This is a genomic window from Methylomonas sp. BG-2, assembly GCF_057766305.1.
In genome coordinates this window covers 1-14,956 of record NZ_JBYMAP010000102.1, presented here as the reverse complement: position 1 = coordinate 14,956, position 14,956 = coordinate 1, and the positions used below count along the sequence as shown (strand labels likewise).

General features: G+C 59.1%; 14 protein-coding genes and 1 pseudogene. 12 read left to right on the top strand and 3 right to left on the bottom strand.

The features are described 5' to 3' along the window. Positions 1 to 56: 56 nt before the first annotated feature. Positions 57 to 689: pseudogene (locus AC3B8H_RS11475) on the top strand (insulinase family protein); the annotation flags it as partial. Between the two features lie 159 nt (positions 690 to 848). Next, positions 849 to 3,056 carry a TonB-dependent siderophore receptor gene (locus tag AC3B8H_RS11470; RefSeq protein ID WP_488441711.1) on the top strand — a complete coding sequence of 736 codons (2,208 nt, stop codon included), beginning with the start codon at positions 849 to 851 and terminating at the stop codon, positions 3,054 to 3,056. A gap of 35 nt (positions 3,057 to 3,091) precedes the next feature. Here AC3B8H_RS11470 and AC3B8H_RS11465 read toward each other — a convergent pair whose 3' ends face one another. Genes AC3B8H_RS11465 through AC3B8H_RS11455 form a run of 3 tightly spaced genes read right to left on the bottom strand, consistent with a single transcriptional unit; the run spans position 3,092 to position 3,876 of the window. Then, positions 3,092 to 3,385 carry a hypothetical protein gene (locus tag AC3B8H_RS11465; RefSeq protein ID WP_488441710.1) on the bottom strand — a complete coding sequence of 98 codons (294 nt, stop codon included), beginning with the start codon at positions 3,383 to 3,385 and terminating at the stop codon, positions 3,092 to 3,094. 8 nt (positions 3,386 to 3,393) lie between these two features. Then, positions 3,394 to 3,642: a hypothetical protein gene (locus AC3B8H_RS11460; protein WP_488441709.1), complete on the bottom strand. Its 249-nt coding sequence runs from the start codon at positions 3,640 to 3,642 to the stop codon at positions 3,394 to 3,396. Between the two features lie 27 nt (positions 3,643 to 3,669). Further along, positions 3,670 to 3,876, bottom strand: coding sequence for a hypothetical protein (locus tag AC3B8H_RS11455; protein ID WP_488441708.1), 207 nt, complete (start codon positions 3,874 to 3,876; stop codon positions 3,670 to 3,672). Positions 3,877 to 4,442: 566 nt separating this feature from the next. Between AC3B8H_RS11455 and AC3B8H_RS11450 the strand changes: the two genes are divergently transcribed. The 10 genes from AC3B8H_RS11450 (at position 4,443) to AC3B8H_RS11405 (ending at position 14,629) form a co-directional block, all read left to right on the top strand. Then, positions 4,443 to 6,620, top strand: coding sequence for a TonB-dependent receptor (locus AC3B8H_RS11450; RefSeq protein ID WP_488441707.1), 2,178 nt, complete (start codon positions 4,443 to 4,445; stop codon positions 6,618 to 6,620). A gap of 120 nt (positions 6,621 to 6,740) precedes the next feature. Next, a complete protein-coding gene (locus AC3B8H_RS11445) occupies positions 6,741 to 7,451 on the top strand; it encodes a PepSY-associated TM helix domain-containing protein (RefSeq protein WP_488441706.1) in 711 nt (236 codons plus the stop codon). 3 nt (positions 7,452 to 7,454) lie between these two features. After that, positions 7,455 to 8,138, top strand: a complete 684-nt coding sequence (locus tag AC3B8H_RS11440) for a Fe2+-dependent dioxygenase (protein ID WP_488441705.1) — start codon at positions 7,455 to 7,457, stop codon at positions 8,136 to 8,138. A 73-nt stretch (positions 8,139 to 8,211) separates the two neighbouring features. After that, positions 8,212 to 8,394 (top strand): hypothetical protein, encoded by a 183-nt coding sequence (locus AC3B8H_RS11435; RefSeq protein WP_488441704.1) that lies wholly within the window; start codon positions 8,212 to 8,214, stop codon positions 8,392 to 8,394. A 237-nt stretch (positions 8,395 to 8,631) separates the two neighbouring features. Beyond that, positions 8,632 to 11,805, top strand: a complete 3,174-nt coding sequence (locus AC3B8H_RS11430) for an efflux RND transporter permease subunit (protein ID WP_488441703.1) — start codon at positions 8,632 to 8,634, stop codon at positions 11,803 to 11,805. 8 nt (positions 11,806 to 11,813) lie between these two features. Next, positions 11,814 to 13,031: an efflux RND transporter periplasmic adaptor subunit gene (locus AC3B8H_RS11425; RefSeq protein WP_488441702.1), complete on the top strand. Its 1,218-nt coding sequence runs from the start codon at positions 11,814 to 11,816 to the stop codon at positions 13,029 to 13,031. A gap of 297 nt (positions 13,032 to 13,328) precedes the next feature. Beyond that, positions 13,329 to 13,637 (top strand): type II toxin-antitoxin system HigB family toxin, encoded by a 309-nt coding sequence (locus AC3B8H_RS11420; protein ID WP_488441701.1) that lies wholly within the window; start codon positions 13,329 to 13,331, stop codon positions 13,635 to 13,637. Next, positions 13,627 to 13,980 carry a helix-turn-helix domain-containing protein gene (locus AC3B8H_RS11415; RefSeq protein ID WP_064042097.1) on the top strand — a complete coding sequence of 118 codons (354 nt, stop codon included), beginning with the start codon at positions 13,627 to 13,629 and terminating at the stop codon, positions 13,978 to 13,980. Before AC3B8H_RS11420 ends, AC3B8H_RS11415 begins: the two co-directional genes overlap by 11 nt. A 165-nt stretch (positions 13,981 to 14,145) precedes the next feature. Further along, on the top strand, positions 14,146 to 14,373 hold the full coding sequence (locus tag AC3B8H_RS11410; RefSeq protein WP_482804627.1) for a DUF6290 family protein: 228 nt from the start codon (positions 14,146 to 14,148) through the stop codon (positions 14,371 to 14,373). Then, positions 14,357 to 14,629, top strand: a complete 273-nt coding sequence (locus AC3B8H_RS11405) for a type II toxin-antitoxin system RelE family toxin (protein ID WP_488441700.1) — start codon at positions 14,357 to 14,359, stop codon at positions 14,627 to 14,629. The genes AC3B8H_RS11410 and AC3B8H_RS11405 overlap by 17 nt, the downstream gene beginning before the upstream one ends. The last annotated feature ends 327 nt before the right edge of the window (positions 14,630 to 14,956 follow it).

The following is a 14,956-nucleotide window of genomic DNA, read 5'->3' as shown; positions in this document are numbered from 1 at the left end:
GACAGTTGGAGGGCCTGTTAGGTCAATGGCACAGCAAGTAGGCCTACCAGCGTCCACCCCTGCCTTACGCTGCTTTCGTTCCCGGCCAGCATTTCATTGCCGTACCCGAGGGCGCGCACGGCATTTACACTGCACTGCTCCGACAGCCCTTGCAAGCGGACGACGCCGACGCGCTGGCTCTGGCGTTGGTTAATTTCGCCTTCGGCGAGGATGCGTTGCAATCCCGCCTCGGTCGCCGCCTACGTCAACAAGAGGGGATTTCCTACGGCGTGGCTAGCAAAATCAGCGCATCCGCCTTCGAACCGCGAGCCACCCTGACTGTCAGCGCGACCTATGCGCCGTCGCTACGACAGCAGCTGTCCAAAGCCGTGCATGAGGAATTGGCGCTGCTGGTAAAACACGGCCTGACCGAAGCCGAGCTCAACAGCGCAAAAGACAACTGGCGGCGGCGCAACGAGCTGAGCAAGCTCGACCACGACCAGCTGTTCGGCAAACTGAATCTGCTATTGCGCTTGCGGCGCGACATGCACCATTACGCCGACATCCATGCCCGTGTGGAAGCCTTGACGCTGGCTCAGGTGAACGAAGCAATTGCGCGCCACATCCACCCCGACGCATTGCTGGAAGTTTTTGTCGATGCTGAAATCGGCGCTGAAGAGAATGCCTTAAATGAAAAAGCCGGGCGTTAAATCCAGGTTAGTAAGCGCGGCGGCGGCTTGGACGTCTGCCGACGCCGCGATATTTCGATAAATTCGCGCCACTGCCGTATGCTATCATCGCAAGCGACAGCCACCTAGCCAGGCGCCAGGCAGCCGATCTTTTGAGATTCCACAAAGGTGAAGCCAGCCATGCCATTAGCCCGTAGCAAAAACCTCGCGGCGACGGTCGTCGCACTGTCAAATCTAGCCATTCCACACGCGGCCCCAGCCGCCGAAACCGACGCCGACGCGACCCTACCGGCCGTTGAAGTCAAAGCCCAAGCCGACACCGAGGCCGATAACGGCTACGTCGCCAAACGCGGCACGGCCGGTTCCAAAACCGATACGCCGCTGCTGGAAACCCCACAGGCGATCAGCGTGGTCGACAATGCCGAATTCACGGCCCGCGCGGCGCAGAACATCAGTCAAGCGGTAGCCTATACGCCCGGCCTGCTGACCGGTATGTTCGGCCCCAGCACCCGCGACGATTATTTCAATCTGCGTGGCTTCGATGCCCCGCAATATCTGGACGGCACCCGCCTGGCCGGCGCCAATTACGCCAATTTGCGGATCGACCCCTACGGTTTGGAACGCATCGAGGTGTTGCGCGGGCCGGCGTCGGTGCTATACGGGCAAAACCCGCCCGGCGGTTTGATTAACATGGTCAGCAAACGGCCGACCGCGCAACCGTTGCACGAACTGCAAATGTTGGGCGGCAGTTTCGGCCGGGTGCAAGGCGCGCTGGATTTCAGCGATGCGCTCGACGAGCAAGGTCGGTTTCTATATCGACTGACGGCCTTGGGCCGCGGCAGCGACAGCCAAGTCGATTACAGCAAGGACGACCGCTATTTCGTCGCACCCAGTTTCACTTGGCGGCCGGATGCGAACACCTCCTTCACCTTCCTCAGCCACTACCAGAAGGACGAAGCCGGCAATACGATGCAGTTCCTGCCCTATCAAGGCAGCGTAATCGGCAATCCGAACGGCAAGCTTCCGACCGGTGCCTTTCTCGGCGAGCCCGGTTACGACCACTACCACCGCGAACAATTCGCGGTCGGTTACGCCTTCGAACACCGCTTCAACCAACATTGGGCGGTGCGGCAAAATCTGCGCCATGCCCAAGTCAAAAGCGATTATCCGGTGACCTTTTCCCTGGGGTTTGTTACCGACGACGCCGGCGTGCCGGTGGATTACCGCACGATCAGCCGGCTGGCCGGGCTGTACCGCGACCAGGCCGGCACGTTCACGCTGGATAATCAGGCTCAGGCCGATTTCGCCACCGGCGAGTTGGAACATACCGCGCTGCTGGGATTGGATTTTCGACAAATCGACGGCGACCGCCAGCGCGGCTTCGGTTTTCCAGGCGACCTGGATATTTACAACCCGGTTTACGGCCAAGCGTTTGCCGCGCCGCAAATCGAGACTTTGGTCAACCAACACCAGGACCAGATCGGTTTGTACGGCCAGGACCAAATCAAGTGGGAGCAATGGATCGCGACCATAGGCGTACGCTACGACTGGGCCAATAGCTCGACCTTCCGCACCGATTATTACGATCCGGAGACCGACCGCATCGACTACTCCCGACCCAGCTATTCCAGCACCCGGCAAGACGACGCGGCGTTTACCTACCGCACCGGCCTGACCTATGTATTCGACAACGGTATTGCGCCCTACTTCAATTATTCCGAATCGTTCGAGCCGACAGCCGGCAGCACCTTCGCCGGCACGCCGTTCAAACCGACCACCGGCCAGCAATACGAAATCGGCGTCAAGTACCAACCGGCCGGCATGAATGCCTTGATGACCTTGGCCGCGTTCGAATTGACCCAGCAAAACGTGGTGACGCCGGACCCCGACCCGGCTCACGTCGGCTACAGCATCCAAACCGGCGCGGCCCGCTCGCGCGGTATCGAACTGGAAGGGAAAGCCCGCTTGGGAATGGGCTTGGACATCACCGCGGCCCTGACGATGATCGAAAGCCAGGTCACCAAAACCAACGAAGCCAGCCAGCTCGGCAAGCATCTGAGCTACACGCCGGAAACGCAAGGCTCGTTATGGCTGGACTACACCCAGCCGACCGGTTCGTTGGCCGGCCTGGGCCTGGGCGGCGGCGTACGCTATACCGGCGGCAATTACGGCGATCTGAGCAACAGCCAAAGAGCACCGGCGTATACCTTGATCGACGCCTCGGTGCATTACGAATTGGGCAAGTTGGACGGCCGTCTGCGCGGCGCTAGGCTGGGCGTAAACATCAGCAATTTGTTCGACCGCGAATACGTGACGACCTGCGGCGAAGGTTCGTGCTATTACGGCGACCGCCGCCATGTGCTGGCGAGTTTACGGTACAACTGGTAAGTCGTCCGTTCGGCGGTCGGCGCCCGCCGGCAGGTTTAGTCGCGATCGCGGGATTGGAAGTCGTTGGGTTTGACGAACGAGCGCCAGGCTTCCACGGGCGTTGCTCGGCCGCTCAATACTTTGTCGATGATGGATTTGTTGGCTTTCACGAAAAACGCCAACGCGATCAGCACCAGCAGCAAGGCCAGCCAGACGATAGGCGCGGCATCGCTAGCCAGTGCGGCAAGGATTTTCGCGCGGGTTTCCGGAAACAGAACGTTAACGACGAAGCCGCAGCCGATTGCCGCGGACAAGGCCGCGACAAGCAACGCTTGCGGGTGGTAACGCATCGCCACGCCTAGTTCAAGCGTTGGCTGGGTTTGATTACGGTAAACGCCGTAGGCTTGGCCTTATCCTTGTCGCCGCCGGTTCTAGCTTGAATCGCCGCATCGGCCAGCGTATCCGCCAATCCAAGAAAATCGGCGACTTCGAAGCGCATCGTCACATTCTGGACGTGCAAGTGCACGACGCCGCATTCGCGGCAAATTTGCGCCTTACCAAATTCGGTTGCCGCCAGATATTCATGATTACAGGGTTTCTTGCTCATCGGTCGTTCCTCGGGTTTGATAAAAAATCAGGTGTGGCGGGTTTGCCGGCCACTCAGTTTGGCGGCCGCCAACGATAAAAACATCTTCCAGACGATTTGTTTCGAAACCAAATCCAGACAGCGGAAATCGGTGGCGCGCAGTTCGCCCTTCTCCACCAATACCGCCAACACATCCGGCGCTATCGCTAGCTTGACGCTTTCCGTTTTGTTGAAAAATTGAAAATAGCTTTTCACAGTGGCTGGACAGGTTGAGAAGTTGAGTTGATGATAATCATTCTCATTTGTCGCGTAAAGACTTTTTTCGGCTGTCACGATGAAACGGACTATTGAGGCTCGATTAGGCATTCCGTCTCGGCTCGCAAAATGCGAAGTCGGTCCGCTAGACACAGGCCCCCTTGCTCTGCTTGGGCAACTTCGACGTTCTAGGTTTGAAAATTCTAGGGTAAACCAAGACTGCCGTGGCGTTGGTCAACCCAAACGCGTTCGTCGATGGGAATGAAAAGGGGGCGAACCACGCCCATTCAGTGACTGCCAGTCAAGCTCATTCGCCGCTGTCCGCCAGCGATTTTGCAGCAAATTGCAATTCCCTAACCCGGTTGACAAGCCGGGAAAACCCCATAAAATGAGAATCGTTATTATTTGCAGGCAAATGCAATCCGCCTTTCCGCAGATATGCTTGCGATGAAAATTTTGCCCGGACCGAGCTTGAAACAACTCGCGGTTCGGGCAGCGAATACTTTAGCCACCCAGCGTTCCTCGCCAGGCAGCCAACCATATCGATGCCAATTGCAGAGGAACTTATGTCCGACACCCATCCAAACCGAACTCAACCCGCCGCCAAATGGCGACTGGGCGCTTTGTTGCCGCTCGGCGCGGCCTTGAGCGGCATCGCGCTGGCCGAAGCGCCGGCCAGCCAAGCCGCCGATAGCGAGCAGGAAGTCGTCCTCGACGACGTTAAAGTCAAAGCCGGTCGCGACAAACCGGTCAGCCGCTTCAAGGCCGACACCTCGACTACCGGCAGCAAAACCGAAATGGCAATCCGCGACATTCCGCAATCGATCAGCGTGGTCAAGAAAGAATTGATCGAGTCGCAAAACGCCTTCAACCTGCGCGACGCGTTACGCAACGTCAGTGGTCTGACGATCGCCGCCGGCGAAGGCGGCCGTACCGGCGACTCGATCACGCTACGCGGGTTCGCCGCCAACTCCGACCAGTATCTGGACGGCGTGAAAGACAACGGCCAATACAACCGCGATACCTTTTTCATCGAGCGCGCCGAAGTGCTGAAAGGCGCTTCGTCGATCTTGTTCGGTCGGGGCGCCACCGGCGGCGTGATTAATCAGGTCTTCAAAAAGCCGACCGGCAAAACCGGCATCAACGGCAGCTTTACCTACGGCCTCTACGACTTCAAGCGGACCGCGATCGACGCCGAAACCAAATACCATGATTTGGCCGCGCGTCTGAACGTAATGTACCAGGACGCCGACTCCTACCGCGATTACAACTACAGCAACCGCTGGGGCATCGCGCCGTCCTTCAAATGGGACATCAGCGCCGATACCGACCTGACCTTGAATCTGCTCCATCAGCAAGAAGAAGGTGTATTCGATTACGGCGTGCCGATGTATAACGGTCGGCCGGCCGGGGTAGCAATCAACACGTATTACGGCTTTGTGAACAATCGCATGCTGGACACCGACGTCAACGTCGCCACCGTGGCGCTCAGCCATCGCTTCAACAGCGATTTTTCGGTCAAAAACACCGTCCGCTACGGCGATTACGAGCGTAATTATCTGACTCATCTCTATAACGGCAGAGCATCCGCCGGGGCATCGCCGACGATAAACCGTACTCAGGCCTTGCGCTTGAACACTCAGGAAAACGTCTACAACCAAACCGACTTCGTCTACAAAAAGCCGCTGTTCGGCCACAACAACATTTTGATGTTCGGCACTGAATTCGGCTGGGAGACATACGATTTCAAATCGAAAAATTCGACCGGCGTGACGCGCGTCTCGATCTTCGATCCCGTCGTCACCGCCAGCGCCGGAGGCACAGCCTACGACTTCAGCGGCACGTTGGCCACCAACCGCTTAACGCATACCCAAACCTATGCCGGCTACGTGCTGGATCAGTTCGACATTACCCCGCAAATCAAACTGCTGGGCGGCACTCGCTACGACGTGTTCGACGCCCAGCAAGACGACAGACTCGGCGCGTTGAATTTCACGCGCAGCGACAGCCAATTCAGCCCGCGCGGCGGCATTGTCTGGCAACCGGCCAATTGGCAGTCCTACTATTTCAGCTACGGTAAATCCTTCAACCCGTCGGCGGAAAGCCTGAGTCTGGCGGCCAACAACGCCAATCTGCCGCCCGAGCAAAACAACAATTACGAGATCGGTGCCAAGTTCGACTTGTTCGACGGCAAGCTTTCGGCCACCGCCGCGTTGTTCCGACTGGAAAAAACCAACGCTCGCGCCACCTTGCCCGGTAGCGCGTTGCAAGTCCTGGCCGGCGAACAGCGTACCGACGGTTTCGAGGCCGGTTTGGCCGGCGAAATCCTGCCGAAATGGGACGTCTCGCTGACCTACGCCTATCTGGATGCGAAAATCATCAAATCGACGACCACCGCCACTGGCTCGGTTAGCGGTGACCTGAAATCTTATCAAGGCATGACCGCGACGAATGTCCCGGAACACAGCGGCGTCGCCTGGACCACATACCACCTGACCGATCACTGGGAAATCGGCGGCGGCGTTTATTACGCCAGCCACCGCTACGCCGACTCGGTCAACGAAGCGGTGCTGCCCGGCTACGCCCGCCTGGATGCCGTGGTCGCCTACCATCAAAAGCATTACGACGTGCAGCTGAACGTATTCAATCTGACCGACACCGTCTACTACGAATCCGGCCAAACCAATTCGGCCTTACCCGGCACACCTGTATCCGGACAATTGACGGTCGGTTTTAAGTATTAATTCAGTCCGACCGGCGCAAGATACAACTGCTTGAAGCCATCGAATGCCGCCGGCGCTCGTCAATAACCCGAGTTCGCCGGCGTCATCCGCAAACCTTTCCAATTCAACGACGATCCGACCATGAGTACCACCGCCGACACCACCGCAACGCCAGCCCGCCGCCCGCAAAACAAGCCGAACGGCGGCTACTTATTCCTGCCCCACTCGCTCTCGCGCGGCGCCTTTTTAAAATGGCTGCGTCGCACCCACGCCTGGTTCGGTCTGTGGGGCGCGTCACTAGGGCTGCTGTTCGGCTTTACCGGCATCTTGCTGAACCATCGCGACGTGATGAAAATTCCGATTGGTCGGATGGAGCCTCGGGAAATCCAGTTAGCCCTGCCCGATCCCCGACCCGCCGATCCGAAAGCGCTGGCCGCCTGGTTGGGGCAAACCTTGAGCGTGGACACCCAGCACGCCCGAGTACGCCGCGAACCGGCCAGGACCCTGATCTGGCACGATCAGCCGGTCCAACAACCGGCGTCCTGGCAGATTAATATCCGTAACCCGCAACACCTGCTGTCGGCGGATTATTGGGAAGGCAATGCCTTCGTCACGGTCAAGCAAAGCGACGCGAATCTGTTGCAAACCTTGAACAATCTGCATAAAGGCACCGGCATGGGCGTCGGCTGGGTATTGTTGATCGATACCCTGGCCGGCGGTCTGATCTTGCTGAGCTTGACCGGCACGCTGCTGTGGACCCGGCTGCACGGCGGCCGCCTAGCCGCCGCCGGCTTGGGTTTCGGTTCGCTGAGCCTGGCCACCTTTTTTATCTTGCAAGCGATAGGCGGCTAGGCGATGCTGATTGAAATACCGGAAGTGCTGTCGGCCCAGGCCTTGCAACAATGCCGAGAACTGTTAGCCGACGCGCCCTGGGCCGACGGCCGGATGACCGCCGGCAGCCAATCCGCCCAAGTTAAAAATAACGACCAATTGCCGGAACAAAGTCCGCAAAGCCTGGCTTTGCGAACCATCGTGGGGGACGCGCTCAACCAAAGCCCGCTGTTTCTGTCGGCGGCCTTGCCCAAGCGGATTTTCCCGCCGCTGTTCAACCGCTACGCCGGCGAGCGCAATACCTTCGGCGACCACATCGACAACGCCATCCGCCACTGTCCGGTCACCGGCCAACGCGTGCGCACCGACCTGTCGGCCACGCTGTTTCTGGCCGATCCGGACAGTTACGACGGCGGCGAACTGGTCATCGAGGATACTTACGGCCAGCACGCCGTGAAACTGGCCGCCGGCGACATGGTGCTGTACCCCGGCTCCAGCCTGCACCGGGTCGAACCGGTGACTCGTGGCGCGCGTGTTGCCAGTTTCTTCTGGATAGAAAGCATGGTGCGCGAAACCGAAAAACGCCGGCTGCTGTTCGAGATGGACATGGCCATCCTGGAACTGCGCGCCACGCGCGGCGATACCGCGCCCGCCGTCAATCTGACCGGCTGTTACCATAACCTACTCAGAATGTGGGCCGAGGTCTGACACCCGGTGCCGCTTGCTAATCGCCGGAATCCGGCGTAGTGTCCCGTGACGTCGACCACTTCGGAGAACGCCGATGAGCCCATCCACCTCGGCCCGGATCAAATGCGCGCTGGTCTTCATCCTGCTCATGGTCTTCAGCATCGGCCCGATTCCGGTCGCCAGTTCGATCGGTTTGTACGTCTCACTGTTTCGCCCGCGTTGGTTTAAGACGCTGGTGGACACCCTCTACGCCGATCTGGACAACCGCAAGCGCTGACCGGCCAAGTCCGCCGCCTGTTGCCGCATCAGCAGCGATTGCTGCCCTACTGCCCCACCATCAACACACCCGCAACGCCACCGCTCGCCCAGCCAATTGCAGACCGCCCGCGTCCCGGCCATTTACGGCGCATTGGCGCGGTCCTTGCTGATTTGCCGATATTTGTTGGCGCGGTGGCGGCTTTCGCCACCGGCCAACGCCCGGCCCACCGCCGGCTACCGTTTAAGCCCTATTGCCATGTGGATCGTCCAAATTGCCCTCCGCCGCCCGTATACCTTCATCGTCGCGGCGCTTCTGATCGTGCTATCCACGCCCTACGTGCTGCGCAAAATGCCGACCGACATCTTCCCGACCATCGAGATACCGGTGGTGGCGATGCTGTGGGACTACAAAGGCATGACGCCCAAGGAAATCGCCGACCGGCTGACCGGTAACGTCGAACGCAGCATGAGCCTGATCGACGGCATCGAACACAGCGAATCGTTTACCTACCCCGGCTCGGCGGTCATCAAGGTGTTTTTTCATCCCGGCACCGACATCCGTACCGCGATCGCCCAAGTCATGTCCAGCAGCAACTCGGTTTACCGCTCGTTGCCGGCCGGGACCATGCCGCCGCAGGTCATTCAATATTCGGCCTCGGACCTGCCGTTGGTACAACTCGGTATTTCCAGCGCCACGGTCCCGGAAACCGAAGTCAACGATTACGTCAACAACATCGTCCGCACCGAGCTGCAATCCAAGCGCGGCGTGGCGATGACCAATCCGTTCGGCTCGAAAAGCCGGCAAATCACGCTGGACGTCAACGCGCCGGCCCTGATCGCGCGTGGCTTGTCGCCCGCGGACTTGAGCGACGCGTTGGCCGAACAGAATCTGATCCTGCCAACCGGCAGCGTCAAGGTCGGCAGTAACGAATACGACGTGACGCTGAACGGTGCCGTCGCGGCGATTCCGCGCCTGGCCGAGCTGCCGGTCCGCACCGTGGATGGCGCCACCACGCTGGTCCGCGATGTCGCCACGGTGCGCGACGGCCCGGCGCCGACCACCACCATCGCCCGCCAGAACGGCGAACGCGGCATTCTGACCTCCATTTTCAAGATCGGCCGCACCTCGACGCTGGAAGTCGTCGACCATGTCAAAACCACCATTCCGCGCATGCTCAATCTGATGCCGGAGGGCATCAACATGCGCTTGATGTTCGACCAGTCGTTGTTCGTCAAGGCCGCGATCAGCAACGTGTTGCACGAAGCGTTGATCGCCGCCGGCCTGACCGCCGCGATGCTGTTGCTGTTCCTGGGTAACTGGCGCACCACCGGCATCATCGCGGTATCGATTCCGCTATCGATCATGGTGTCGGTAATCGCGCTGTATTTGCTCGGCGAAACCATCAATCTGATGACGATGGGCGGCTTGGCGCTGGCGGTCGGCATTCTGGTGGACGACGCCACCGTCGAAATCGAAAACATCGAGCGGCAAATGCTGCTCGGCAAAAATCCGCAACAGGCCATTCTGGACGGCGCGGCCGAAATCGCGATGCCGGCCTTGGTTTCGACGCTATGCATCTGCATCGTGTTCGTGCCGATGTTCTTTTTGACCGGCGTGGCTCGCAGCCTGTTCGTGCCGATGGCCGAAGCCGTGGTGTTCGCGATGCTGGCCTCCTATCTATTGTCGCGGACCTTGGTCCCCACCCTGGTGTTGTACGTGATGGCCGGCCACCACGGACATTTGGAAGCGGCGCCAAGCCACGCGCCTGCCCGCGCCTTTCACGACCTGCATCAACATTTCGAGGCCGGTTTCCAGCGATTTCGCGGCCACTATGTGGTCCTGGTCAGCCACCTTTTAAAACACAAACTGCGCTACGGCGCCGCCATCCTGGGTTTCTGCCTGGCATCGCTGGCGCTGGTGCCGCTGTTGGGCCAAGACTTGTTCCCGGCGGTCGATGCCGGCCAGATCCGGCTGCACGTGCGCGCGCCGTCCGGCACCCGCATCGAGGAAATGCCGGACTACATCGACGCGGTCGAAGCCCAAATCCGGAAGATCATTCCCCAAGCGGAAATCGCCGACCTGCTCGACATCATCGGCGGCCCCTACAGCACCCGCAATACCTTGTTCGGCAATTCCGGGACGATGGACACCGCCGACAGCGAAATCATGATTTCGCTCCGCCCCGGCGAGCATCGCCCCAGCGCCGAGTACGTCAAGGCCTTGCGCGCGGTCTTGCCCAAGCAATTTCCGACGCTGGAGTTTTTCTTTCAGCCGGCCGACCAAGTCAGCCAGACCTTGAATTTCGGCGTGCCGGCGCCGATCGACATTCAATTCGTCAACGGCAAACCGGACGAGGTGTTACCGCTGGTACAAAGTTTTCAGCGTCGCTTGCAACAGATTCCCGGCATCGTCGATGCCCACATTTACCAGCGGATGCAGAAACCGGCGCTGGAATTGGAGATGAACCGCCAGCACTTGCAGCAAATGGGCTTGTCGGCCAGGGACGTGGCGCAGAACCTGCTGCTGACGCTGAGCGGCAGCATGCAAACCGCGCCGCAGTTCTGGCTGAATCCGGCCAACGGCAACTCGGTGAACATCGGCGTGCTGGGCAATCCGCTGGACCTGGACAATCTCGACGCGTTGATGCGGATTCCGGTCAGCGGCACCAGCGACAAGCCGCAACTGCTCGGCAATCTGGTCGGTTTGAAGCGCACCGCGCTGCCGGCCGCGGTCACCCATTACAACGCCTACAACTCGTTGGACATTTACGCCAACGTCGAAGACCGCGATCTGGGCTCGGTCGGCCGGGAAATCGACGCCATCGTCCAAGAGATGCGCGGCAAGCTGCCGCGAGGCGTGGACCTGAACGTGCGCGGCCAGCTGCAAACGCTGGACAGTTCCTTCACCGGGCTGGCCTCCGGGCTGGCGGTCGCGGTGGTGTTGCTGTATCTATTGCTGGTGGTGAATTTTCAATCCTGGCTCGATCCGGCCATCATCGTCAGCGCCCTGCCCGCCGCGCTGGCCGGTATCGCCTGGACCCTGTTTCTGACCGCCACCACGTTGAGCATTCCGGCCCTGACCGGCAGCATCATGGCGATGGGCGTGGTCACCGCCAACAGCATTTTGTTGGTGTCGTTCGCCCGCGACCGTCTGGCGGAAGGCATTCCACCGGCCACCGCCGCGCTGGAAGCCGCCGCCACCCGGCTGCGGCCGGTATTGATGACCGCGTTCGCGATGATCGTCGGCATGTTGCCGATGGCGATCGGCTGGGGCGAAGGCGCCGAACAAAACGCGCCGTTGGGCCGGGCCGTGATTGGCGGCCTGACCTTCGCCACCGTGTCCACGCTGTTGTTCGTGCCCTTGGTATTCGCCGGCGTGCACCGCTGGCTGGAACGGCGCCGCCCCCATTCCCTATTTTCCGTTGCCTAGAATCGAAGATGAAAACTCAGCCCACTCACGCGTTCGAACTCCCCAAATCCGCCAATCCCGGCGCAACGCTCAAACTCACCAAGCGCGCCGGTCTGATCGTTTTGGGCCTGCTGTTATCCGGCGCGGCACTGCGCCTGGCCGCCAATCAACGCCACGACCGGCAATTACAGCAAACCACCGCCGAAGCCCTGCAGCGCAACGTCATCGTCACCCATCCGCGCCTCGGCGACAGCGCCCGTAAACTGACCTTGCCGGCCACGCTGCGCGGTTACTCGGAAACCCAGCTGTTCGCCCGGGCTAACGGTTATTTGAAGAAATGGCATAAGACCATAGGCGATACGGTCAAGCAAGGCGACTTGCTGGCGGAAATCGACGTGCCGGAACTGGAACACGAACTGGCGCAAGGCCGGGCCACCTTGGCGCAAGTCAAGGCCAGGGCGGAATTGGCCCGCACGACCTTGCAACGCTGGAGCCAGCTCAACGAAACCGACGGCGCGCCGCTGCAGGAATTCGAGGAAAAACGCGCCGCCTTCCTGCAAGCCGAAGCCGATGTCGCCGCTGCGGCCGCCAACGTCAAACGCCTGGAAAACGTCGAAGGCTACCGGCGGGTGGTCGCGCCGTTCAACGGCGTCATCACCCGCCGCGCGGTCGATGTCGGCGCCTTGATCAACGCCGGCACCCAGGAATTGTTCGCGCTGACCCAAACCGATCCGTTGCGCCTGAACGTGTGGGTGCCGCAAGCCTACGCCGACGACATCAAAACTGGCCAGGAAGTCAGCGTGCGCCTGCCGGACAAGAAAGACGCCAAACCCTTGAACGCCCGCGTCGAACGGGTGGCCGGCGCATTGGATACCGCGACCCGCAGCCGTCAGGCGGAAATCGTCCTGGCCAATGGCGATGCCAAACTACTGCCCGGCAGCTATGTCGAGATTGGCATCAATGTGCCGACCAAAACCCCGGCCCTGGTGGCGCCGGCCAATACCTTGGTCGTCGATCAGGCCGGCATGCACGTGGTCGCGGTGGACGCCGACCGCAAGGTCCGTTTCAAACCAGTCAAGCTAGGCCGGGATTTCGGCAAGGAAGTCGAAATCATCGACGGCATCGCCGCCGACGACGCACTGGTGGCCAGCCCGTCGGATTTGCTGGTCGATGGCGAGACGGTCGGCATCGTCGAAACCTCTACCAAATCCGCCGGGAAAACCGAACCCAGCAAAACCGCCGGGTAACCGCGACGCGGCGGCGGAATCCGCGCTTGACGAGCGCTGGCCGGTCGTTTGGGCTTTGGCGCCGCGATTAAAACGGACGGACACCGCTTTCCGAAGCCTTTCAAACGCGGTGTCCCCGCCGGCGCTCTAAAAAGAGCGCGACGCGTTTTGATACCGCCACGTTATCTGTCTCATACCGCATCCACATCGTCCCCCCATTGATCGACCGACGCGCGGATTTCAGCCTGTCCCAGGCTTGAACAATAGAATGCGCCAGCCTACAATGCTCCCAAAACGGGAGCCAGCGATCTAACAACGATGCGCATCATCGCCAAAAGCACGATCAAAAAATTCTGGGAACAACCGGCCTACCGCGATGCTAAAGGCCCCTTGGAAAGCTGGTACGAAGAAGCGTTAAAAGCCAACTGGGCTTCGCCGCAAGATATTAAAAACCAATACCGAAATGCTAGCATCTGTAATAACAACCGGGTGGTTTTTAATATCGGCGGCAACAAATACCGGCTGGTAGTGGAAATGCAATACCGCGCCGGTATTGCCTGGATAAAATTTGTAGGCAGCCATGCCCAATACGACCCAATCGACGTGGAGACCGTCAATGACTATTAAACCCATCCGCAACGATGACGAACTGAAAGCGGCGTTTCAACGGCTGGAAGCCATTTTTCAAGCCGAACCGGAAACACCGGAAGCCGACGAAATGGAAGTATGGGTGACCTTGATCGAGGCCTACGAAAACAAGCATTACGCAATCACGCCGCCCGATCCTATCGAAGCCATCAAATTTCGCATGGAGCAGCAAAACCTCAGCACCAAAGACCTGGAAAGCTATATCGGCGGCAGCGGCAGAGTGTCGGAAGTCCTCAACCGCAAACGCCCGCTGAGTTTAAAAATGATCAAACGCTTGCATGAAGGTTTGGCAATACCTTACGAGAGCCTGCTGGCCGGATAATACTTTCCGGCTGTTATACCGGTTAACAACCAACCGGGCCGAAACATACTGGCTGGGGAATCGGCTTGTGCCTGACAGTAATACCTATTGGGCTATTCCGGCCTAAGCTGCTACGGCACTGTTATACAATGCGTAAAACCCCAAAATTTTAATTAAGGTGGCAGCATGGTGACACTCAATCTTGACGACGACACGGCAAACCTGCTCCGCCAAGTGTCAGAACAGGAACACGTCAGTCCGGCGCAATTGATCAAACATCTACTCAGCGATTACCTCGAAGATTTAGCCGATGCCGCCGCCGCAGATGCCGCGTTAGCCGAATTGGCCAGCGGTAAGGACGATACGATCAGCTTGGCGGAATGGGAGCAACAACTCAATGCCTTGGAGCGTTAGGCTTAAGACCGGCGCCGCCAAAGCCATCAACAAGCTCGACAAGCCGGTCCGCGATAGAATCAAGGCGTTTCTCGATCAGTTAGTCCACCAAGACAATCCCCGTATGACCGGTAAAGCCTTACAAGGTAAATTGTCCGCCTACTGGCGCTATCGGGTCGGCGACTACCGTTTGATTTGCCATATTCAAGACGACGAATTCATTGTTTTGGTCGTCGAATTGGGCCATCGCAATGACATTTATCGAGACAAGCACTAGTCGCAAAAACCTAGCTCCAACACTTTATTCGATATCCATTGCCCGCAATGTTCAGTTTACACACCAGGCTTGTTAGAATTTAGGCATGACTTTCGATTATCCAACTCCTGAATCATGTAGCGGTGCGACAGACTGGAGCGCCCAGAAACCCAGGGCGTTCAGCGATGCCGAAATTGAACTCGCTATCTCCAACTTTCCCAAAACAAGATATTACGGTAGCAAACGGAGGTTGCTGAGTTGGATAAGCGCCTAGCAAAAAGTTAGCGTGTATTTTGAGCCAAATCCACGGCCAATTTCATCAATGGCCAGCTCCAGTTCATCCGGCGT